Below are 20,073 nucleotides of genomic sequence, written 5' to 3'. Positions count from 1 at the left end.
GGTAACGACGAGGGGGCATCCGGCCACCCTGGCGGCACCAGCACCGCTCGTCACGGCGCCACGCCGAACACGCATGATCTTCTCAAACACGTTCTAACATAAACGATCTTCTCAAGCAGGCTCTAAGGCCAAGCGGCTCCGGCCAAATATGTCCTGGGATCGATGTGTCAAGCATCTCCAGGGACAGCACACAGGCCTACAAGGTCCGATGAATGAGAACTTTCTCCACGTCTTCAAGCCGTCCGCCTGCGGCGGCCGGCGGCGCGTTCGGGCGCCAGCTGGCCGCGCTGCGGCTCTTCGGCCGGTCGCGGCCAGCGCCCCACGCGCCCCAATCCCCGAGACGAACGCTGTACCGCAGAGAACGTCTCCTCCAACATCTGGCTAGTCGACAGCCCGGAGTAGCTTCAGCGCCTCTGTCACGTTGTCGACGACATGATCCGGCCTGGCATCCCCCACGGCGAGCCTCCGAGGGTTGATCCCAGACCGCCTGCAGCCCTACCGCGTGGCCGCACGGCCACATCCTTGGACAGGCTGTCACCAACCATCCACCACTCAGACGCGATACGCCTCACCTGGCACCAGCGATCTCAAACAGTCGACGATCCGGCTTGCGCGCACCTTCAGCACCCGAGCACGCATACCCGTCCACCACGTCCACCAGCCCGGTCCGCTCGATCTTCCCAAGCTGGTTATCAGCCATCCCGTTGGTGACGATGCCCACCCGCCACCCGGACGCCCGCAACTCCGCCAACCCACCGAGTAAATCAGGAATGCACGTCACCAGATGAGGCATTCGCCGCCGATACGCCGCCCACAGCTCGTCCACCTCGTTCGCCAGGCCGTACCGCTCGCGCACCCGAGCGAAGAACTCCCCTCGATGCGCTAGACCGCTCCCATCCAAGTCGACCAACCACTCGACCGCGCCCGACCCCAGCCGATGGACCTCGACGAACTCGACAGGCCACACCTGAAATGCGGCTCGTAGATCAATCAAGGTGTCATCGAGGTCGAAAGCGCCAGCTTCTGCACATAGATCACCCTAGACAGCGGCCCGCGCTCTATCGCCACGCACGTAACGCCCAAGGCCCGCGCCGCCCTTGCGCCCTGACGATCGCCGACTTCGGCTCCCACTGGACAGGGTCGGGGGCGATCGCTGCCGCGCCGCTTCCGGTGCTCGGGCCTTGACGGCCCTGCGCTCCGGGTCGACTTGCCACTGTCCACCGGGGTACTCACCGGCGCCACCTCTGACCGTGCTCGGATCTGAGCTCAGCCACCAAGCGGCCAGGTCCCCTCCAAAAGCCCTGACAGATGCTCACGCGAATCGACTACTTCGACGACCCCATCGCCCCCCGAACCGAACAGCCCCATCCCCTTCGTGAACGTCATCGTTACCAACGACGCCGACGACGTCCTGATGATCCGCCACACCGGCAACAACGACCGTGTCAGGCGTGTAGCAAAAGAGGCAAAAGCGAGACATGGCAAGCTACATCATTCATATTAGTGTCGCCGACTCCAGGCGCAGCGACTCACCCTTAGGAGCGTCATGCAAGATCGCAAAGCAGTGCCACCCTTTATTAATCTGGGCGAAGGATTGCAGCCAAAAGATCTAATGGATGCTATCAGAAAATCTGGCTATCCATTCCAAGCTGAAATCGCAGACATCATCCGACAGAAGGTCGACAGCAAGGGCTTTGCTATTGTTCAAGAGGAGTGGCCGTACCTCGACAAGGACTCCGACCAGATCCGATCGCTGGATATTTATGCCGAATTTCACGTCAGCAATGAACCTCAAGCAGCTTCAGGCCTGCGATCCTTTCGTGCTAGCCTACTCGTCGAATGCAAGCAAAGTGCACTGCCATACATATTCTTCCTGCGACTTCAATCATCCCAATTCAGACTTCAGTATCCAGAGATTGTCGGGTTGGAGCCGAGAATCAAGGTCATTATGCCACCAGAGCGTTATGGGCTTAGCAAGAATGGCTCACCTCTCACCTTCTCTTCCCGACTGTCCGACATCTTTGAGCTTCACGAATTTCCTATTTTCGATCCCCCAACGCCATATGCCATATCAATCAGCAAGGCGCAACGTGCTGGATCTCGACTAGACCTTTCGGGGGAGGAGGTCTATCGATCATTGACCCTCCCACTCATAAAGGCAGTTGATTACTTCAGAAGTCAGAGTGCTAAAGATCGAGGGGCGCGAAGTATTCCGCACTTCGTAATGCCAATTGTGGTCATTCGAGCGCCAATGTTCGGAGTAATTCTACGTGAGGGCCAACAACAGCTTATCGGGGTTCCTTGGGTTCGCGGAATTCGAACCGAACCTTTCCAAGAGGAGGAGTCACGAGCTTCGGCCTCGACGGTTCGTTGCTTCGATGTCGTGCATGAGAGCTTCATTGAGACGTATCTGACCCTCCTAAAGAAGAATCTGCATGCGGCAGCAAACCGCATGCTATCTCTTCAGCCAGTACTGACGGATGGCATAGCCGTTTCACCTGCGGGCGATAAAGTCGCCTCCTATAAAGGGCTTGTTCCGGCGTCCGATGAGTTAAAACAGTCACTATCGATAGAATCGCAGTTCTCGATCAACGTCAACCCTCCGGCGAAAGAAATTATTATCCGAGATGTGCACCCCGAAAGCGCAAGTATCGGGGTTCCAGTAGTGAGCTATGGTCCCGAAATTTACGCCCCGTAAAACGGTTCGGACCCTCAGAAATGATTGCGATAATAGGTTCCTCTATGCAGCTTGCCGCCCTCGCGTGCCGACATCCGAGCAGGGACACGATCACGTCACTTCCCCCGCTTGCGCCTGACGTCTCTGCGCTCCGAGGCGGCTGCCACTCCATGCGTCAATAGGCCACTATGCGGTGCCGCCGTTCGCGGAATATGTGCGGAATGATCTAAAGGTTTAGAGATCGCTAACGGAGGTTTGTGCAGGCATGAAGGGGAGAGGAGCAGCAGAGCAGACGCTCTCCTAATGCGGGTGTCGGATGGCTGCCGCGAGGCTTCCGCTCCTCGGGCCTGGCGGCCCTGCGGTGCGGGTCCTCTTGCCACCGGACATGAGGGCGGGCGGCCGTAGCTGGTTGCTGTACAGCAGCGCCGTACAGCAACACCGCCTTACACGATCACACACCACCGGACCACATCTACCGCCTGAGCAGGGCGGAAGGCGAAGGACGAGGCGCTTGCCCTTCCCTACGGATCAGAAGGTTAGGGGTTCGAGTCCTCTCGGCCGCGCTCACTCGAAAGGCCCGCTACCAGGGAAAACCTGTAGCGGGCCTTCGTGTTTGTAACGACAATCTCGGGATCTTGCTAACGCCCCTGCTAACAGGGAGGCTCCGCTACTCTCCGATCGCCTGAGCGAAGACGTCTGCCGCTGAGGCTTCCGCCGCGCGGATCACGTGAGCGTAGACGCGCAGGGTGATGGACGGGTCAGCGTGGCCGAGGCGGGCCGCGACGACGTGGACGGGCACACCCGCCAGGAGGAGCGTGGTCGCGTGGATGTGCCGGAGGTCGTGCAGCCGGGCATGCGGTAGCTGGGCTGTCGAATGGGTTTCGTTGTACACCGTCTTCTGTCCGACGACCTGGAAGTGGCCGCGGCTGCAGACCACCCGCTGGACCGTGACGGGCTCAGTCGGAGAGGTCGGCGGTGGTCCGGCGGGGCGGGCGTTGCGCAGGGCGAGGCACTCGGCGAGTGGCAGCGGGCAGGGCACAGCGCGAAGGAGCAGGCGCTGCTCGTCCATGACGCGGGCGGTGATGCCGTCCAGGCGGACGGTGACGCGCCGGCCGGCCAGATGGGCGCCGATGCACAAGGCCCGGCTGGCCAGGCTGATCGTGCCGGTCGAGCTGACCTGCCGGTCCACCTCGACGGCGCTCGCCTCGATCGGCGGTTCGCCGGCGGGCTCGGCCGGTGCCGGGCGGGCTTGGCCCGAGGCGAGCAGTGTGGCCAGGTCCTTGACGGTCAGCCGGGAGGCCACGCTCTTGAGCCGTCCGCCGCCGGTGGTGAACACGTGCAACCGCTGCGTGCTGATCCACAAGTTGATCGGCATGCCCGCCCGGTCGGGGCCGAGCCAGAGCTGCTGGCCACCGATCGACAGGTTCCCCGAGGCGGGCACGATCCGGTCGACTTCGATCGCCTGGCGCTCCAGCGGATCGACCGAGGTCCTCAGAACGGGCTCGGGCCGTTCGGGCTGATCACCGTGGTTGATGGCCGGAACCGGCAGATCTGGCGGTTCGGGAAGGAGAGGCGTCTCAAGAGCAACGTCGGCGGGGGTGGGCACCGTGATCAGGCCGGCGGGCAGCTGAAGCGGCAGTTCCCGCTCGGCGCGCAGCTGTCCGGGGCTGCACTCGGTGAAGAACCGGTCGGCGGGGAAGGCCATGTCCAGCGCCTGGTGCGGGCGGGCAGTGTTGTAATGCTCGGTGAACGCGTCGATCTCATCCTGAGCGGCCTGCAGCGAGGCGAACGGCGGCGCCTGCTCCAGCAGTTCGCGGCGCACACTCTGATGGAACCGCTCGATCTTGCCGGTGGTTGTCGGGGTGCGTGGTGCGGTGTGACGCAGCTTGATGCCGTTCTCCCGGCAGACCCGTTCGAACAGCACCTCACCCGCCTTCGGCCCGCCGAACCGGCCGGTGAACTGCTTGCCGTTGTCCGTCAGCACCTCTAGCGGCACCCCATAGGCGCGCATCGCCCCGGCGAACGCGGCACACACCAGTCTTCCGGTCGGCCCGCCCTCGTCGAGCACCCTCTGCCCCCAGCTCATCAAAGGGCAGCAGGGCGATTGCTACACCTGAAAAGCGGAAGGTCGGCAGTTCGAGACCGCCCCTGACCACCTTCATCAAGCGTGAATCCGGCCATCGGCCACCATGTCCGAGTGCTCCCGATTTGACCCGGATTGGCCGTGGCCAATCGCACGCTAATCGCACGGGGCTTCTTCGCTCTATGCTGACCGCTATGAACTTGGAAGGCGTCGCATCCGCCGCCGGGTCAATCGGGCCCGTATCTGGTGGGTGCGGTTGGAGTCCTCGTGCCGGCCTGGTTGCGGCGAACAGATCGTGAACACGACTAGAGCCGACGGGAGATCGACGAGGGCGAACGCAGTTGAGAAGCTCTACGTCCGCCTCTTGCAGCCGTTTTCCGGTCTTGGCCAGCACCGGGTTAGGTTGGGCGGGTGGGGACCTATGAGGATCTACCGGCGGAGCTGGTGACCGAGCGGCTGCGGTTGCGGCGGTGGGTGCCGTCGGATGCCGAGGAGTACCGCGGGTTATGGCTTGAGCGGGATCCACGAGTGCCGCCGGTACGGCGGATCGACGCCGAGGGACGCCCGACGGTCGAGGACATCCGCGGCTGGCTCCTCAGCAATCCGCTGGCGGCGGATCCGGGGCTCGGGTTGCTGCCGATCGAGCTGCGAGACACCGGTGAGTTTATTGGGTACTGCGGATTGACTGTCGGCAAGGGATCTTTCGACGAACCTGAGATCGCTTATGAGCTGGCACAACGAGCTCACGGCCATGGTTACGCGACAGAAGCAGCCCGTGCGGTCATCGAAGCCGCGACTCGAACAGGACGTCGACGACTCTGGGCGACCGTGTGGGAGTGGAACACACCCTCGTTCCGAGTCCTCGAGAAACTCGATTTCCACCGAAGCGACCGCATCACCGAGGACGCCGAACGCGGCAACACGATCTGGATGACGCGCGTACTCGACCCGAGGTAGAGACGTGAGCACCGGCCGCGATCCACTCCCCGAAGAGCACCAGAGTAGGTGATCTTGCTAACGCGGTTGCTAACAACGACCCCGAACAGCCATGGACGCTGGTGGACCGGGATCTTGGCGAACAGGCCACCGACCAGGGCCGGAGGGATGGCAGCGGACGCCGTTGGACAGTCATAGAGAATCTCGTAATGAAGGGGCCCTGGCATTCGACGGCCGGTGGCCCGGATGCTTGATCGATGAGCGTGCCGATCGGCGATAGTGAGCTACAAGAGATCGAGAGCCGTGCCCAAGCCGCAACGCCTGGACCGTGGTACGTGCGGTTCCTTGACGATGATGCTGCCGCGAACCTGGTCGCTATCAGCACCATGCCCGATGCTGGAGGGGGTGAGCGTTGGCCGGCGTGGAATGGCAGTGAGATGGTGGCGGCCACGTTGGTGCAGTTTCCGAGGCCCTACGTTGCAGGTCCTGACGATCGTTGGGATGAGAACGCGACGTTCATCGCGCACGCACGGTCTGATGTCCCGCGGTTGCTGGCCGAGATTCGGCGCCTGCGCACTCTGCTGGAAAGCACGCACCGCGATGACGCCGACGACGGCCGGTCTTGCTAACGCTGCTGCTAACAACGTCCCTGGATACCGATGGACGTTCATAGAAAGTGATCACGGCGGAGATGCCCGTGAGCAGGCATTTCTGGCACCGCTAGACGTCGGTGGACGATCTCGAACTGGCTACGGATCAGAAGGTTAGGGGTTCGAGTCCTCTCGGCCGCGCTTCACGAAGAAGGTCCCTGAGCAGGCATTACGCCTCCAGGGACCTTCTCGTTTTCCCGGCTCACCCGGTCTCTTCTCCCTCCTTGGGAGCCACCCGCGCTTCCAAGGGCTCCCAACCGGGGCCGATCATGCGATCGCGGTGTCCCGTTCCGCCGACGTGCCACCGGCCGGGCGAGTTCCCACGTAAGGGGGAGCGGGATCACCCTCGGGTGGGAGGGGTGGCGGCATCCCGGTCGCGAGCCTGGTGGTGTTACGAACAGTTGAGATCAAAGGGATTCTCGATGACCATCACACGACTGGCAGGCCGGAGCCGTGTCGCCCTCGCCGGGCTCGCTGCCGGGCTCGCCGTACTCACAGTGACCGCGCCGGCCGTACAGGCCGACCCCGGACCGAAGCCCGCCGCGCTGCCGGACTTCCTCCTGTCCGGGACCGGTGAGGGCACTCTCGACATCCTCGGGGCCGGGTGGAAGGGGCACAAGGTCCGGTTCGCCATCGAAGCCAAGGGCTTCGCCACGGAGTCCCAGGGCACCTTCCGGGTCCAGCACTGGTTCCCCGACGGGAAGGTCTTCGCGGACTTCCAGGGGAAGATCGACTGCCTCAACGTCGGTGGAGACGTCGCGGTGGTGACCGGAGTTATCGAGAAGGTCAGCGCGTCCCCTGCGGAGATCGAGATCCCGACCGGCAAGCGGGTCGGGTTCACCGTCGACGACGAAGGCAAGCGGGACCGGCTCGGCTGGAGCTGGGCCGTCCTCGGGTTCGAGCAGGAATTGCCGATCTGCATGGGCACGGCGCCGATCCTGCCCCTGAGCAAGGGCGGCTACACCGTTCGCGACTGAGCGCATGACAGAGGCCTTCGCCTCAGCTGACGGCAAGTTTCGCTTCAGTGGACGATGCTAACGCTGGTGCTGGCAACGACGCCGGACGCGGGTGAACGGGCACGGAAGACGACCATGTCGAATCCGCTTCTGAGCTGGGTGGAGCACTCCGGTGTACTGGACGATCGAATCGCGTGATGAAGTGCTCCCGGCGTAGATACCACTCCGGACCGGGGGATCTGTCGTTGTACTCCTACCGCGTCGGTGTGAAGGACGAGACGATCAACCAGATGCCGGCAACCGCGATCACAGTGGCGACGGCGAGTTCTTTCACCCGACCGGCGGCCACATCTTTCGACTGTCCGCGCATCATGCTTCGCGCCAGGCGGATGGTCGTGGCCCAGGAGATCCGCCCGGCGGGGCTCCAAGTGGCCGACGCGACGAGGACGGCCGAGACAAGCAGCGGCCACCGTACCGAATCGGCGAAAGACATCTCGTAGTCGCCGCTGCACTGGCCGGCGTACGTCACGACGTCGAGCAGCGGGAAGAGGAGAAGGGCGACCGCGGCCGCGGTGCCCACCCACCGTCCCCATCGGATGGAAGCGGTGACTCTCGCGGCCGCCGCCAATGCGACGAGTGCGACCGGTAAGCCGATCGCGTCGGCGTTACCGGACCACCAGGCGAGGCCGTCCCAGATGGACTCCGGGGTCTTCAGATAGACGAAGCCACCCAAGAACATGTCGTATGTGATCGTCCAGCGGTGGAACATCGCCGCCCATGCCGCCGCGCCGACGGCTCCCGCCCACAGGATGATCCGGTACGGTCTCCGAGGCAGGGATGACCGGGCCACCAGGAGCAGTGCCCCTGCGGCCACCGGATAACAGGCGATCAAAGGCCAGGGCGGTATGACCGCACGTTCCTGCCCGGTGCATGGGTCGGGACCCGGTAGGTAGAACGCCGTGACCAGCCCGAACGCGAGCACGGTGCTGACCGTGGCGACGGCGGCGCGCGTGGCCCGACGTGACCCGCGCAGGAGCAGGCCGGCCACGAAGACCGGCAGCAGGAGAACGCCCCAGAACAGCAGTTCTCCCGGCACGTGCTCCAGCGCGTATGGGCCTTCACCCGAAGAGGAAGCGAAACCCATCCCGGAACAGAACCAGCCGACGCTCTGCCTGCCGACCCCGAAGGCCGTCAGGACCACCGGTCCAGCCGCGGCCAGAACCGCACCGAAGCGCAGCGCTGTCGAAACGGGAGATAACGCATCTGCCGCGGGTTCCTGCATCACGGCGCCCTCTCCCGGAAATGATCAATCCGAGTCAGGGTAGCGGATGACCGTCGACTGAGCGGGTCCGCTTTCTGGCGGCGGTGTCATGCGGGCTGGGTTGTCGCGATTCGCGGGCCAGACTCCCATCAGCCGCGTTGTACGGCGTGGCGGTCCGGTTTCAGCTCACCGCTCGCTTCACGAGTTCGCCGATCATCGCCTCGTCGGCGGCGGTGAGCTCCTTCAGGGCGTAGGAGGTCGCCCACATGGCGCCTTCGTCGAGGTTCGCCTGGTCGCTGAAGCCGAACGTCGCGTACCTCGCGTTGAACTTCTGGGCGCTCTGGAAGAAGCAGACGACCTTGCCGTCCCTGGCGTACGAGGGCATGCCGTACCAGAGCTTCGGCGCGAGGCTCGGCGCGCTTTCCTTGACGATCGCGTGGATCCGCTCGGCCAGGACCCGGTCGGCGTCCGGCATCTCGGCGATCTTCGCGAGCACGGCGGCTTCGTCCTCGGCGGCCTTGTCGGCGCGCGATCCGCGGCGCGCGGCCGCCTTCAGCTCCTTGGCGTGCTCCTTCATCGCGGCGCGCTCATGCTCCGTGAATCCGTCGAACGTCTTGTCGGCCTGCTTCGTGTCCTTCATTGGGAGCTTCCTTCCGGTATGCGGCTTTGATGGTCAAGGGTGTCATGGACGCCGCTGCGGCGGCTTCTCCGAAACTGACGTTCGACGCGACGTGTTTCCGGCGGGCGAGCGCGCTCCGGCTTTCCAGGGGGGCGAGCGCGCTCCGGCTTCCGGCGGGCGAGCGCGCTCCGGCTTCCGGCGGGCGGGCGCGGGACCGTCAGCCCCAGGCGCCGGCCAGCTGGCGGGTCGTGGCGTTGAGCCGGTTGAACAGGTTGGTGACGCCGATCATCAGGATGATCGCGGCCAGCTGCTTCTCGTCGAAGTAGGTGGCGGCCGCGTCCCAGATCTCGTCGTTCACCGCGTCGGGACGGTCGGCCAGCCGGGTCGCGGCCTCGGCCAGCGCGAGCGCCGCCCGCTCCTCGTCGGTGAAGTACGGGGTCTCCCGCCAGGCGACGACCGTGGCCAGCTTCTCGTCGCTCACTCCGGCCTTGCGGCTCGTCTTGACGCCGCCGTCGACGCAGGCGCTGCAGCCGTTGATCTGGCTGACCCGCAGGTGCACCAGCTCCAGGATCTGCCCGTCCACCCCGCCGGAGTGCACGCTCTTGAAGAGCTCCTGGATGGGCTGCATCGCACCGGACAGGATGACGGCGGGGTTCTGCATACGGGACTGCATGTCGGTGTTCTCCTCTTCAGGTTCGGCGCCCGTCCTTGCGGGGCGTGGGTCCATCACAGCCCAGCGGGTTTGCCAGGACGAGGGAGATGGGACACGCTGGGACAGCTGAAACGGCCTTGACCAGCGCAGATCCGGCCCGGAAAGTCAGTGCCGGGGCGGGACAGAGAGGCGGAGAACCGTGGGTGTGCAGCAGCGGACGACGACGGCCGATCCCCAGGATGAGCTGGCCGCCCGGCTGCGGATGCTCCAGGAACTGTCCGGGCTCGGCGTGCGGGCCCTCGCGCGGGACACGGGTCTCAGCTCGTCCTCGCTGTCGCGCTACCTCAGCGGCCAGACGGCACCGCCCTGGCCCGCGGTGATCGCGCTCTGCCGCCTCGTCAAGCGTGACCCCCGCCCGCTGCGTCCGCTGTGGGAACGCGCCTCGAGCCCGCTGCCGGCGCCCCCGAAGAGCAGCCGCCAGGTGCAGCCGCCGTCCCCGCCCGCCGGGGCCCCGCGCCCGCCACGAAACGATCTGCCGCGCGACGTGCCCGACTTCACCGGACGCCAGGCCCAGCTCGCCGCCGTGCTCGCCGCGGTGGACAGCGGCCGGGTGGTCGCCGTCGACGGCATGGCGGGCGTCGGCAAGACCTGCCTGGCGGTGCACGCCGCACACCTGCTGGCCGCCGATTACCCGGACGCCCAGCTCTATCTGGACCTTCACGGCTTCACCGAGGGACGGCAGCCCCTCGATCACGACGCCGCGCTGCGGACCTTGCTCGCCGCGCTCGACGTCCCCTCCGAGAAGATCCCGCAGGAGGGCGGCATCGAACCGCTGGCCGCCTGCTGGCGGTCGGAACTGGCGAGCCGGCGGGCCGTCGTGGTCCTCGACAACGCCGCCGACGCCGACCAGGTCCGCCCGCTGCTGCCCGGCGCCGGCGCCTCCGTCGCCCTGATCACCAGCCGTAATCGGCTGCTGGGCCTGGACGAGGTGCCCCCCGTCTCGCTGGACGTGCTGACCCCCGAGGAGAGCGCGGAGCTGCTGGCCCGCGCCAGCGGTGACCCCAGCGGCTCGGACGGCCGGCTGTCCCGCGAACCGGAGTCCGCGGCCGAGGTGCTGCGGCTGTGCGGCCACCTGCCGCTGGCCTTGCGGCTGGCCGCGGCCAGGCTGCGGCACCGGCCGGGCTGGACCGTGGGCATCCTCGTCGAGCGGATGCGGGAGGGCGCGGACGAGTTCGACACCGCGTTCGCGATGTCGGTGCGGCAGCTGGACAGGGGCCAGCGCCGCCTGTTTCGCCTGCTGGGCCTGCTGCTCGGGTCCTCCTTCGACGAGTACGTGGCGGCGGCGCTGGCGGACGTGCCGTTGCGCAGCGCCCGGGCGATGCTGGAGGACCTGCTCGACGCGCACCTCGTCCAGCAGCCGGCGGCCGGCCGGTACCGGCTGCACGACCTGGTGCACCAGCACGCGCGCCGGGCCGTTGAGGAGCAGGACTCAGCGGAGGAGCGGGAGCAGGCGCTCGGCCGGGTGCTCGACTACTACGTGCACGCGGCAGCGGCCGCCGACGCCGCGATGCCGCTGCTTTCGGGCAGCCGGGCGGCCTCGGCGGGCCGGCCTCCCGCCGAGTTGCCGCGGTTCGCCGACAAGAAGGCGGCCCTCTTCTGGTTCGTCACGGAGTACTCGAACCTGATGGCCGCCTTCGAGGTGGCGGTCGCCACCGGAGCCGACGCCCATGCGTGCGAGCTGCCGCGCTTCATGCGCACCTTCTTCGCGCGGCGCTGCGGCACCACGCACCTCAATGTCCTGTTCGAGCGGTCGCTGGTGGCCGCGCAGCGTCTGGGCGATCCGCTGCAACTGGCCGAGGCGCACAGCGACCTGGGTTTCGCCCGGTACAACGCGGGCCGGATGGCGGAGGCCGAGGCCGCGTACGAGGCGGCGGCACCGCTGGTGTCCCGGACGGGGGACGCCCGGTTCGAGGCCGAGCTGGCCATGCGCCGTGCCTATCTGCGATGGGACGAGGGGCACGTCGAGGAGCCGCTCGAGCTCTTCCGGCTGGCGGGAAGGCTGTACACGGCGGCCGACTGCCCGATGGGCGCGGCCCATGCGACCGCGTGCGAGTCCTGGGCGATGCTGCAGCTGGGACACCGCGAGGAGGCGGCGCGGCTGGCCAGGCAGGCGCTGGACATCCCGCACACCGACCCCGCGTCGGCATCCCCGCTGACGGCCCGGATCACCCTCGGCGTGGCGGTCGCCCCCGAGGAACCCGGCGACGCGGTGAGGCACCTGCAGGAGGCGCTGACGCTGGCCCGCGAGGACGGGCACAAGCACAACGAGGCCTGGTGCCTCAACTGCCTGGGCGTCGCGCTGCGGCAGATGGGCCGGTACGAGGAGGCGCTGGCCAGCCATCGGGAGGCGTTCGCGCTGCTGGACGAACTCTTCGAGGAACACTGGAAGATCCGCTTCCTCAACGGCTACGCCGAGACCTGCCGGCTGGCGGGCCTGCCCGAGGAGGCCCTGCGGCTGCACCGGCAGGCGCTGGAGCTGGCCCCGAGACTGGGCAACCGGTACGCGGAGGCGCTGGCCCACGAGGGGATCGCGGTCGTGCTCGACGGGACGGATCCGGCCGCGGCCGCCGAGCATCGCGCGGCGGGGCAGGCCGTCCTGAAGGAGCTCAACCCCGGGGCCTACTGATCACGCCACCGGTCGGGACGCCGCGGATCCGCCGGGTCGCGATTGACGCACCGTTCGGCCGACCGGGTACTGGAGACGGGGCACGGAGCGTGCGGGAACCGAGGGGGTCAGCGTGTCTTGGGAAAGGCGGCGCGCAGCCGGGATCCGTTGACGACGAATGCTGCCGCGGCGACGGGGAGGGCGCAGACGGCCTGCGTCATGACGAACCACGCCGGGAGCATTCCGGGGATCATGTCGATGGCGATGATCGCGATCGGCATGATGACCGTGATGACGCGCATACGGAGATAGGCCCATCGTGCTCCCCGCGCGGCGAGGACGGTCAGCCAGTAGGCCACCGCGGCGCTCGCGAGCACTCCGGCTGACCGGCCCCACATGAACGAGGTCACCGCGTGTCCTGTGGTCGAGAGGATGGCGACCGTGACGAGGACCGCGGCGCTGAGCGCGCCGTAGGCCGCGACGAGGATCTTCGCCGTGGCGAAGGCTCGTCGCGTGTGCGGACGGTCGGGGCGGGCGGTCTCGGCCGTGGTGCGGTTGGTGGTTTCCATGTCTCTTTCTCCCCTTGCGTCGGCTGGCGTGGTGCCGACCTTGCGTCGGCTGGCGTGGTGCCGGCCTTGTGTCGGCTGGCGTGGTGTCGACGTTAGGGAGCGCGACGGGAGGGGCGGTATGCGCCTGGACGTACGGGTTGGTGGGTCCAGCCCCACTTCAGCGCCGATCCGGGGGGTGTCAGACTCCGTGCGGTGCACTGTGGAGACACCAGCCCGCTGCGGGTGCCGCGGTCCGGGTGCTGGTGAGTCGGGGTGCCGGAGTGAGAAGGGGAATCATGCGACAGCTGGTGTCGTGGGTGGTGAGTGCCTGTGTGGGGTTCGGGCGAGCGTGCGTCGTGGCGGCCGTCGCCATGCTGGTCCCGGCCGTGTGGGCCGCTGCCGTGGCGGTGTGGATCTGGTGGTGGGACGGAGACCCGTGGTCGGGGACAGTGCCGTTCCTGTGGGCGTGTATCGGCACGCTCGCCCTGTCCCGCCCGGTCTGCCGGATGTTCCGCTCCCTCGTCGCGAAGTGGACGGGCACCGTCATCCCCGGCGGATACCGGCAGCCCGGGGCGGTGACACAGATGTCGACCGGGTACTGGTGGAACGGGTACTCCTACGAGCGCACCAGCCGGGACGCCCGCATGGACCAGCAATGGCGGACCAGGTGGCGCGATCCCGCCACCTGGCGTGACCTGCGGTTCACGGCGATCGCACCGGTCACCGTGGGCGTGATCTGCGCGATCCCGCCGGCCGGACTCGCGGTGGCCGTCCTCGGGTTGTCCCAGCCGGCGTTCTTCGCGCGCCTGATCGGGGTGCTCGGCCTGGCCGTGGCGATCGGCGGCGCCTCGTACGCCTGGCGGTCCGCCGAGCCGGTAGCCGTCCGCTTCCTGGGCCCGTCGCCCGCGATGACGATGGCCGAGCGGGTGGACGAGCTGACGGCCCAGCGCGCGGACACCACGGTCGCGCAGGCCGCCGAGATCCGCCGGATCGAGCGGGACCTGCACGACGGAGCGCAGGCCCGCCTGGTCGCGCTCGGTATGTCCCTGGCGACCGCGGAGAAGCTGATGGAGACCGATCCCGACCAGGCCAAGGCGTTGCTGCGACAGGCGCGAGCCGGCGCGACCACGTCCCTCACCGAGCTGCGCGAACTGGTCAGGGGCATCAGCCCGCCGGTGCTGAACGAGCGGGGGCTCGTCGACGCCGTCCGCGCTCTCGCCCTGGACAGCCCGCTCGAGGCGACCGTCAGCGCCGACGTCCGGCTACGCCTGGACCCGCCGATCGAGTCCGCCCTGTACTTCGGCGTGGCCGAACTGCTGACCAACGCCGCCAAGCACGCCCGTGCGACCCGGGCGCGGATCTCCGTCGTCCGCGACGACACCGGCATCGCCGTCGAGGTCGAGGACGACGGCAGGGGCGGGGTGAGCGTGCGAGCCGACGGCGGGCTCGCGGGGCTGCGCCGCAGGCTGTCGGTCTTCGACGGCACTGTGGAGATCACCAGTCCGGCGGGCGGTCCGACCCGTGTGAGGATGGTGGTCCCATGCGAATCGTTGTAGCCGAAGACCTCTACCTCCTGCGCGACGGGATGATCCGCCTCCTCGAGGCGTACGGACACCAGGTGGTGGCGACCGCGACCACCGGACCCGAGACGCTCGACGCGTTGCTGACGTGGCGGCCGGACGTTGCCGTCGTCGACGTCCGCATGCCGCCGACCCAGTCGGACGAGGGCCTGCGGGCGGCTCTCGCCGCCCGCCGCGAAGTGCCCGGACTGCCGGTCCTGATCCTTTCCCAGCACGTCGAACAGCTGTATGCCCGCGAGCTCCTGGCCGACGGCTCCGGCGGCGTCGGCTATTTCCTCAAGGACAGCGTGTTCGACGCCGACCAGTTCATCGACGCGCTGGAGCGCGTCGCCGGCGGCGGGACCGCCATGGACCCGGCCGTCATCACCAAGCTGCTGTCCAGCGGGTCCTCGGACCGGCGACTCGGAGGGCTCACCGAACGCGAACACGCCGTGCTCGGCCTGATGGCCGAGGGGTTGTCCAATCAGGCCATCGGCCAGCGGCTCTTCCTCAGCGAAAGCGCCATCAGCAAGTACACCACCTCGATGTTCGGCAAACTCGGCATCACCGATGACGACACCAACAACCGCCGGGTCCTCGCCGTCCTCGCCTACCTGAACAACCCCTGACAGCCTTCCCCGGCCGGGCGTGCGGCGGGCTGCCTTCGAGGCGCGTCAAACGGCTTCCTTCGGGCCGGGTGACCTCCCCTCGTGGGCGCGGCCGGCCGGCACCCACCGGCGTACGGCATCGAGCGTGCTCTCCGGGGAGGTGTTGAAGCAGAACCGGATGCCCGGGGCCGCCGAGACCAGCACGTTGATCAGCCGTTCGAGGAGAAGGGTGTGCTCGGGCGTCATGCGCACACCGCCGCCGATCATGGTCAGGTCGAAGGATGCTTCGGCCAGCCGGTCACGGACGGTCTTCTCAGCCGCGTCCGGGTCGGCGTCGACCAGGCACGGCTCCGCCTCGAAGCCGGCCGTCCGCACGGCCGCGAAGCCCTGCTCGATCCGGGCGGCGAGCGTCGCCTCGTCGAGGCCCGGATGCCTGCCGAAGTCGATCGCGCCGGGATGGAGCCCGATCAGAAGGATCTTTGTCATGTCGTCGCTCCTGCCACGGGGACGGGGCCGCTCTCCGGGGCCCGGGAGGATCAGCGCTGCGCCTCGAGCTCGGCGTGAACGCGCAGGACGGCCTGACCGGCCGGGCCGGCCCAGTTGTCGGCGAGCTCGGCCAGCAGCGGCCGGGTGGTGTTGAGCACGGCGCCGGCGCGCTCCATGCGGCGCAGCGCCATCTCGTCGCTGACCGTGGTGAGTGACCCGGAGGCGTCCACGACGACCTGGACCTCGTAGCCGCCGGCGAGGGCGCTGAGAACCGGGTAGACCACGCACACGTCGGTGGTCACACCCGCGACGATCAGCCGGCGGCGGCCGGTCTTCTCCACGGCGGCGGAGAAGGCGGGGTCGGCCATGGCGTTGACCACTCCGGTGCGCTGGATCCGCGCGGCGTACTCGGCAGGCATGATCTGCTCGAGCTCGGGGATCAGCGGCCCCTGGACCTGGTCCTCCATGCTGGTGGTCAGCACGGTCGGCATGCCCAGCGCCTTGACGGTCCTGGCCAGGCGGACGGTGTTGGCCCGCAGCTCGTCGTGGTCGGCCGAGCCGACCCAGCCGATCGTCCCGACCTGGTGGTCGATCAGCAGCACGGCGGCGTCGTCCGGGGTGAAGGGCACAAAGCTCATCTCAAGCTCCTGTCAGCAGGTGATCGCGGGGTGTCCCCCGCACCGCCAACTCTGATCGACGGTGAATCGCCCAACAACGCCGCAACCTGGAACAATCGTTCAGTCACAGTGAACGGCGCAGGGGGAGCAGTGGGGCTGGAACGGCACGAGATCGCGGCATTCCTGGCCTTGGCCGAGGAACTGCACTTCGGCCGGACGGCCGAGCGGCTGCTGGTGTCCCGCTCACACGTCACCCAGACCATCCAGAAGCTGGAGCGCCGGATCGGCGCCCCGCTGTTCGAACGGACCAGCCGCCGGGTGAACCTCACGTCGATCGGCCGGAGGCTGTACGACGACCTGGCGCCGGCGCACGCGCAGATCCAGGCGGGGCTGGACCGGGCCATCGCCGCGGCCAGAGGGATCAGCGGCCTGCTGCACCTCGGGTTCGCCGGAGCGGCGGCCGGCCAGGTGGCGCTGGAGGCCGCCACCACGTTCCGCGGACGCCATCCCGACTGCCAGGTCCGGCTGCACGAGCTGCACATGTCCGACTTCCTGCACCGGCTCCGGACCGAGGAGGTGGACGTGGCGATCGTCTGCTTCCCGGTCAGGGAACCCGACCTGGCCACCGGCCCGGTCCTGTTCACCGAGCCGCGCATGCTGGCCGTCTCCGCCGGACACCCCTTCAGCGGCCGCGCCTCGGTCACCCTGGAGGACCTGGCCCGCGACGTCCTCCTGCAGCCGTCCGCCTCCCTGCCCGGCTACTGGCGTCTGGACCGGGCGCCGCAGACCACCCCTTCAGGCAGGCCCATCCGCCAGGGCCAGGTCACGGAAACGGTCCAGGAAGCGCTCGCCCTGGTCGGGGCGGGCGCCGGGATGCTCGTCGTGGGTGCGCAGGCCGTCCACTACTACGCCCGTCCTGACGTCGTCTACCTGCCCATCGATGACGCTCCGCCGTTCGAATGGGGGCTGATCTGGCGTACCACCGGCGCCACCGCCCGCGTCGACGCCTTCACCCACGCCGCCGTCAACGACAGAGGCCCGCTGGCCGGCCGGCCGGGCTGACCGCGCCGATCGTCTCGAGATCGGTCAGCGCCAGGCCGTCCGGTGACGGGCCAGGCGAGAAGTCCGATTCGCGCCGGCGGACGGCCCGGTATGCCGGGGATGATCCTGGCGTGAGCACGGTTGACGGGGAGCGGTCGGGGGCCTGGGCGGTGATGGAGAAGTTCTACGCGGCCGAAGCCGCGTACGTGGCCGCGGGAGGGTTCGGGAAGGCCGGTTACGAGCCCGTCGCGGCTCTCCTGGACGCCGAGGTGGTCCTTCACCAGGCGCCGGGACTGCCGTTCACCGGCACCGGGACCTGGCGGGGACATGCCGAGATGGAGCGGTTTCTGGCCGTCTTCAGCGACGTCTGGGAGTCGATGGAGTTCCTGGAGCAGGAGCACCCGACACCGTCATCGTGCGGAACCGGGTGCGTTTCCTGGCCCGTGCCACCGGCAGGCACGTCGACACCTTGATCGTGCAGCTGATCAGGGTGCGGGACGGGCGCATGCTGGAGTGCCGTCCGTTCTACCGGGATCCGTCGCGCCGGATGAGCGGGGTCAGGGCCGGCGGCCGCCGGGCCGGGTCGGCCGGGTCAGGGGCGGCGGCCGGGGACGACCAGGCCGGTCTCGTAGGCGGCCACCACGGCCTGCGTCCTGTCACGCAGGCCGAGCTTGTTCAGCACGCGGCTGACGTGCGTCTTGACCGTCTCCTCCGTCACGGTCAGCCGGCCGGCGATCTCCGGGTTGGACAGTCCTTCCGCGATGAGCCGGAGCACCTGCGTCTCGCGAGGGGTCAGCGCGGAGAGCGCGGCGGTCTCGGTCCGGCGGTGCAGCTGGGCGAACTCGCTGATCAGGCGGCGGGTCACGGTGGGCGCGAGCAGGGCCTCGCCGCCGGCGACGACCCGCACGGCGTCGAAGAGCCGTTCGGCGGTGACGTCCTTGAGCAGGAACCCGCTGGCGCCGGCGCGCAGCGCGTCGTAGACGTACTCGTCCAGGTCGAAGGTCGTCAGGATGAGGACGCGCGGCCCGCCGTCGCCGGCCAGCCGCCTGGTGGCGTCGATGCCGTTCGTGCCCGGCATGCGCACGTCCATCAGGACGACGTCGGGGGAGAGCTCGCGGCAGAGCCGTACGGCCTCGGCGCCGTCGCCGGCGGTGCCGACCACGGTGAAGTCGGGTTGGGTGCCGAGCAGCTCGGCGAATCCGGTGCGCACCACCGGATGGTCGTCGGCCACGACGATCCGCACCGTGCTCATGGGCAGCTCGTCCCCTTTCCCGGCATGCTTCGTGCCGCGCTCATTGACTGGTCGCCGATCTTCTCCGTCGGCGCGGCTCGCGGCTCGGTGGCGCGCTCACCGGTCGGCCGCCGTTCTGCCCGGCAGGCGGGCCTCGACGAGGAAGCCGCCGCCCGGGGCGGGGCCGGTGGACAGTTCGCCGCCGACGGCCGCCGCGCGCTCGCGCATGCCGGACAGCCCGTGGCCCGTGGTCGGCGCGTCCGGTGACGGGCCTGGCCCGTTGTCGCGGACGCGCACGAGCACCCCCTGGCCGGTGTAGCGCAGCTCCACGTCGACGGCGGCGCCCGCCGCGTGTCGCCTGGCATTGGTGAGGGCCTCCTGGATGATGCGGTAGGCGGCGAGTTCGACACCGGGATCGAGCTCGACCGGGTCCCCACGCAGGATGAGGCGGGTGGCCGTCCCTGACGCCTGCCGCGACTCGTCGACCAGCTCGTTGAGCTCGGACAGGCGCAGGCCCGGCTGGGGGTGCCAGTCCGCCGAGGTGGTCTCGGCGTCCTCGCGCAGCACGCCCAGCAGCCGCCGCATCTCGGTCAGCGCGGCTCTGGCGGTGTCGCCGATCGCCGAGAGCCGTTCGGCACCCGCGGCCGGCATGCCGGGGGTGGCCAGCCGCGCGGTCTCCGCCTGCACGGCGACCAGGGAGATGTGGTGGGCGACGACGTCGTGCAGCTCGCGTGCGATCCGCGCGCGCTCGCCGCGCGCCGTGTGCTCCAGCAGGGTGTCGGCGATGGCCTGCCGGGCGACGCCGCTCTCGCGCGCGTCGCCGCGCGCCCGCCAGGCGACGCCGGCCAGGGCCGCCGCCGGGGCCAGACAGGCCAGCAGCAGGACGAGCAGGTACGGGTAGCCGCCGGCGGACATGCCCGCCGCGTCGTGCAGCCCGAACCCGCCAGACACGAACCCGCCCGTCCCGAGCCCGCCTGGCCCGCCCGTCCCGAGCCCGCCCGTCCCGAGTGCGCCCGCCTCAAGCGCGCCCCGCGTGGGTGCGACGTCGCTGACCGCGCCGGTGCCGAGCAGGGCCAGCAGCGGGAACGGCGCGGCCAGCACGAGCGCCAGCCACCGCCGCCCGTCGCCGCGCCCGAGCCGGAAGCCCGCGACCAGCTGCGCGCACGCCCCCGCCACGGTCAGGGTCTCGAAGGCCGTCAGCGACAGCACCGCCGTGCCGGAGACGACGACGGCGGCCACGGCCGGCTGCGCCCGCAGCAGCGCCAGCGGCAGCGTGGTGGCCAGACCGAGCAGGATGAACACCGGTAGCCCGGCCGGCCGGTCGGCGGTCAGGCCGCGGGCACGCAGGATCGACTCGGCCACCGCGACGAGCGTCAGCAGCGCGCCGACCACGATGAACGCGTGCGGAAACTCCGCGCCCCTGCGATGCACCCATGCCCGAACCACACAGGTCATTGTCGCCGCAGGCCGGGTCGATGGCATCC

Annotated in this window: 20 protein-coding genes and 1 pseudogene; 10 read left to right on the top strand and 11 right to left on the bottom strand. The window is 68.6% G+C overall.

Features of this window, described 5'->3' with window-relative positions; genetic code table 11:
- Positions 1 to 568 precede the first annotated feature (568 nt).
- Positions 569 to 994 (bottom strand): HAD family hydrolase, encoded by a 426-nt coding sequence (locus ACWEVS_RS41105; RefSeq protein WP_452556250.1) that lies wholly within the window; start codon positions 992 to 994, stop codon positions 569 to 571.
- 381 nt (positions 995 to 1,375) lie between these two features.
- Between ACWEVS_RS41105 and ACWEVS_RS41100 the strand changes: the two genes are divergently transcribed.
- Entirely contained in the window at positions 1,376 to 1,504 is a 129-nt protein-coding gene (locus tag ACWEVS_RS41100; RefSeq protein ID WP_452556248.1) for a hypothetical protein, read from the top strand.
- Positions 1,505 to 1,546: 42 nt separating this feature from the next.
- Positions 1,547 to 2,698: a hypothetical protein gene (locus ACWEVS_RS41095; RefSeq protein ID WP_452556246.1), complete on the top strand. Its 1,152-nt coding sequence runs from the start codon at positions 1,547 to 1,549 to the stop codon at positions 2,696 to 2,698.
- A 646-nt stretch (positions 2,699 to 3,344) separates the two neighbouring features.
- Here the strand turns inward: ACWEVS_RS41095 and ACWEVS_RS41090 are convergent.
- Together ACWEVS_RS41090 and ACWEVS_RS41085 are read right to left on the bottom strand one after the other, a co-directional pair.
- Complete coding sequence (locus ACWEVS_RS41090) at positions 3,345 to 3,746, bottom strand: tyrosine-type recombinase/integrase (protein WP_452556252.1); 402 nt, start codon at positions 3,744 to 3,746, stop codon at positions 3,345 to 3,347.
- Between the two features lie 474 nt (positions 3,747 to 4,220).
- Positions 4,221 to 4,724, bottom strand: a pseudogene (locus tag ACWEVS_RS41085) (integrase core domain-containing protein); the annotation flags it as partial.
- Between the two features lie 447 nt (positions 4,725 to 5,171).
- Here ACWEVS_RS41085 and ACWEVS_RS41080 point away from each other — a divergent pair.
- From ACWEVS_RS41080 to ACWEVS_RS41070, 3 genes are all read left to right on the top strand, one after another.
- Positions 5,172 to 5,717: a GNAT family N-acetyltransferase gene (locus tag ACWEVS_RS41080; protein WP_452556244.1), complete on the top strand. Its 546-nt coding sequence runs from the start codon at positions 5,172 to 5,174 to the stop codon at positions 5,715 to 5,717.
- A gap of 236 nt (positions 5,718 to 5,953) precedes the next feature.
- Positions 5,954 to 6,325, top strand: a complete 372-nt coding sequence (locus ACWEVS_RS41075; protein WP_452556242.1) for a hypothetical protein — start codon at positions 5,954 to 5,956, stop codon at positions 6,323 to 6,325.
- 443 nt (positions 6,326 to 6,768) lie between these two features.
- On the top strand, positions 6,769 to 7,323 hold the full coding sequence (locus ACWEVS_RS41070) for a hypothetical protein (RefSeq protein WP_452556240.1): 555 nt from the start codon (positions 6,769 to 6,771) through the stop codon (positions 7,321 to 7,323).
- Positions 7,324 to 7,555: 232 nt separating this feature from the next.
- Here ACWEVS_RS41070 and ACWEVS_RS41065 read toward each other — a convergent pair whose 3' ends face one another.
- From ACWEVS_RS41065 to ACWEVS_RS41055, 3 genes are all read right to left on the bottom strand, one after another.
- On the bottom strand, positions 7,556 to 8,587 hold the full coding sequence (locus tag ACWEVS_RS41065) for a hypothetical protein (protein ID WP_452556238.1): 1,032 nt from the start codon (positions 8,585 to 8,587) through the stop codon (positions 7,556 to 7,558).
- Positions 8,588 to 8,744: 157 nt separating this feature from the next.
- A complete protein-coding gene (locus ACWEVS_RS41060) occupies positions 8,745 to 9,203 on the bottom strand; it encodes an iron chaperone (protein ID WP_449922129.1) in 459 nt (152 codons plus the stop codon).
- Positions 9,204 to 9,399: 196 nt separating this feature from the next.
- Entirely contained in the window at positions 9,400 to 9,855 is a 456-nt protein-coding gene (locus tag ACWEVS_RS41055; protein WP_452556236.1) for a carboxymuconolactone decarboxylase family protein, read from the bottom strand.
- Between the two features lie 178 nt (positions 9,856 to 10,033).
- On the opposite strand from ACWEVS_RS41055, the gene ACWEVS_RS41050 reads away from it, so the two are divergent.
- Positions 10,034 to 12,520, top strand: coding sequence for a tetratricopeptide repeat protein (locus tag ACWEVS_RS41050; protein ID WP_452556234.1), 2,487 nt, complete (start codon positions 10,034 to 10,036; stop codon positions 12,518 to 12,520).
- A gap of 107 nt (positions 12,521 to 12,627) precedes the next feature.
- Here the strand turns inward: ACWEVS_RS41050 and ACWEVS_RS41045 are convergent, their stop codons facing one another.
- Positions 12,628 to 13,068: a hypothetical protein gene (locus ACWEVS_RS41045; RefSeq protein WP_452556232.1), complete on the bottom strand. Its 441-nt coding sequence runs from the start codon at positions 13,066 to 13,068 to the stop codon at positions 12,628 to 12,630.
- A gap of 275 nt (positions 13,069 to 13,343) precedes the next feature.
- Between ACWEVS_RS41045 and ACWEVS_RS41040 the strand changes: the two genes are divergently transcribed.
- On the top strand, positions 13,344 to 14,603 hold the full coding sequence (locus ACWEVS_RS41040) for a sensor histidine kinase (RefSeq protein WP_452556230.1): 1,260 nt from the start codon (positions 13,344 to 13,346) through the stop codon (positions 14,601 to 14,603).
- Positions 14,588 to 15,235, top strand: coding sequence for a response regulator transcription factor (locus tag ACWEVS_RS41035; RefSeq protein WP_449922121.1), 648 nt, complete (start codon positions 14,588 to 14,590; stop codon positions 15,233 to 15,235). Before ACWEVS_RS41040 ends, ACWEVS_RS41035 begins: the two co-directional genes overlap by 16 nt.
- Before the next feature lie 45 nt (positions 15,236 to 15,280).
- Here ACWEVS_RS41035 and ACWEVS_RS41030 read toward each other — a convergent pair whose 3' ends face one another.
- Together ACWEVS_RS41030 and ACWEVS_RS41025 are read right to left on the bottom strand one after the other, a co-directional pair.
- Entirely contained in the window at positions 15,281 to 15,700 is a 420-nt protein-coding gene (locus tag ACWEVS_RS41030; RefSeq protein ID WP_452556228.1) for a hypothetical protein, read from the bottom strand.
- A 50-nt stretch (positions 15,701 to 15,750) separates the two neighbouring features.
- Positions 15,751 to 16,338 carry an isochorismatase family protein gene (locus ACWEVS_RS41025; protein WP_449922117.1) on the bottom strand — a complete coding sequence of 196 codons (588 nt, stop codon included), beginning with the start codon at positions 16,336 to 16,338 and terminating at the stop codon, positions 15,751 to 15,753.
- A gap of 129 nt (positions 16,339 to 16,467) precedes the next feature.
- Between ACWEVS_RS41025 and ACWEVS_RS41020 the strand changes: the two genes are divergently transcribed.
- Both ACWEVS_RS41020 and ACWEVS_RS41015 read left to right on the top strand, forming a co-directional pair.
- Positions 16,468 to 17,379 carry a LysR family transcriptional regulator gene (locus ACWEVS_RS41020; RefSeq protein ID WP_452413408.1) on the top strand — a complete coding sequence of 304 codons (912 nt, stop codon included), beginning with the start codon at positions 16,468 to 16,470 and terminating at the stop codon, positions 17,377 to 17,379.
- Positions 17,380 to 17,489: 110 nt separating this feature from the next.
- A complete protein-coding gene (locus ACWEVS_RS41015; protein WP_449922114.1) occupies positions 17,490 to 17,831 on the top strand; it encodes a hypothetical protein in 342 nt (113 codons plus the stop codon).
- A 119-nt stretch (positions 17,832 to 17,950) separates the two neighbouring features.
- Here ACWEVS_RS41015 and ACWEVS_RS41010 read toward each other — a convergent pair whose 3' ends face one another.
- Positions 17,951 to 18,610 (bottom strand): response regulator, encoded by a 660-nt coding sequence (locus ACWEVS_RS41010; RefSeq protein ID WP_449922112.1) that lies wholly within the window; start codon positions 18,608 to 18,610, stop codon positions 17,951 to 17,953.
- Positions 18,611 to 18,706: 96 nt separating this feature from the next.
- Positions 18,707 to 20,035 (bottom strand): sensor histidine kinase, encoded by a 1,329-nt coding sequence (locus ACWEVS_RS41005; RefSeq protein ID WP_452556225.1) that lies wholly within the window; start codon positions 20,033 to 20,035, stop codon positions 18,707 to 18,709.
- Positions 20,036 to 20,073 lie beyond the last annotated feature (38 nt).

The organism is Nonomuraea sp. NPDC003754 (genome assembly GCF_053605785.1).
This window is presented reverse-complemented; position numbering and strand designations above follow the sequence as displayed.

Excerpts from the sequence above, each read along its gene's own strand:
- ACWEVS_RS41010 (WP_449922112.1), bottom strand. The coding sequence starts at position 18,610 with ATGAGCACGGTGCGGATCGTCGTGGCCGACGACCATCCGGTGGTGCGC.
- ACWEVS_RS41070 (WP_452556240.1), top strand. The coding sequence starts at position 6,769 with ATGACCATCACACGACTGGCAGGCCGGAGCCGTGTCGCCCTCGCCGGG.
- ACWEVS_RS41030 (WP_452556228.1), bottom strand. The coding sequence starts at position 15,700 with ATGACAAAGATCCTTCTGATCGGGCTCCATCCCGGCGCGATCGACTTC.
- ACWEVS_RS41055 (WP_452556236.1), bottom strand. The coding sequence starts at position 9,855 with ATGCAGTCCCGTATGCAGAACCCCGCCGTCATCCTGTCCGGTGCGATG.
- ACWEVS_RS41060 (WP_449922129.1), bottom strand. The coding sequence starts at position 9,203 with ATGAAGGACACGAAGCAGGCCGACAAGACGTTCGACGGATTCACGGAG.
- ACWEVS_RS41095 (WP_452556246.1), top strand. The coding sequence starts at position 1,547 with ATGCAAGATCGCAAAGCAGTGCCACCCTTTATTAATCTGGGCGAAGGA.
- ACWEVS_RS41040 (WP_452556230.1), top strand. The coding sequence starts at position 13,344 with ATGCGACAGCTGGTGTCGTGGGTGGTGAGTGCCTGTGTGGGGTTCGGG.
- ACWEVS_RS41035 (WP_449922121.1), top strand. The coding sequence starts at position 14,588 with ATGCGAATCGTTGTAGCCGAAGACCTCTACCTCCTGCGCGACGGGATG.
- ACWEVS_RS41075 (WP_452556242.1), top strand. The coding sequence starts at position 5,954 with ATGAGCGTGCCGATCGGCGATAGTGAGCTACAAGAGATCGAGAGCCGT.
- ACWEVS_RS41090 (WP_452556252.1), bottom strand. The coding sequence starts at position 3,746 with ATGGACGAGCAGCGCCTGCTCCTTCGCGCTGTGCCCTGCCCGCTGCCA.
- ACWEVS_RS41045 (WP_452556232.1), bottom strand. The coding sequence starts at position 13,068 with ATGGAAACCACCAACCGCACCACGGCCGAGACCGCCCGCCCCGACCGT.
- ACWEVS_RS41025 (WP_449922117.1), bottom strand. The coding sequence starts at position 16,338 with ATGAGCTTTGTGCCCTTCACCCCGGACGACGCCGCCGTGCTGCTGATC.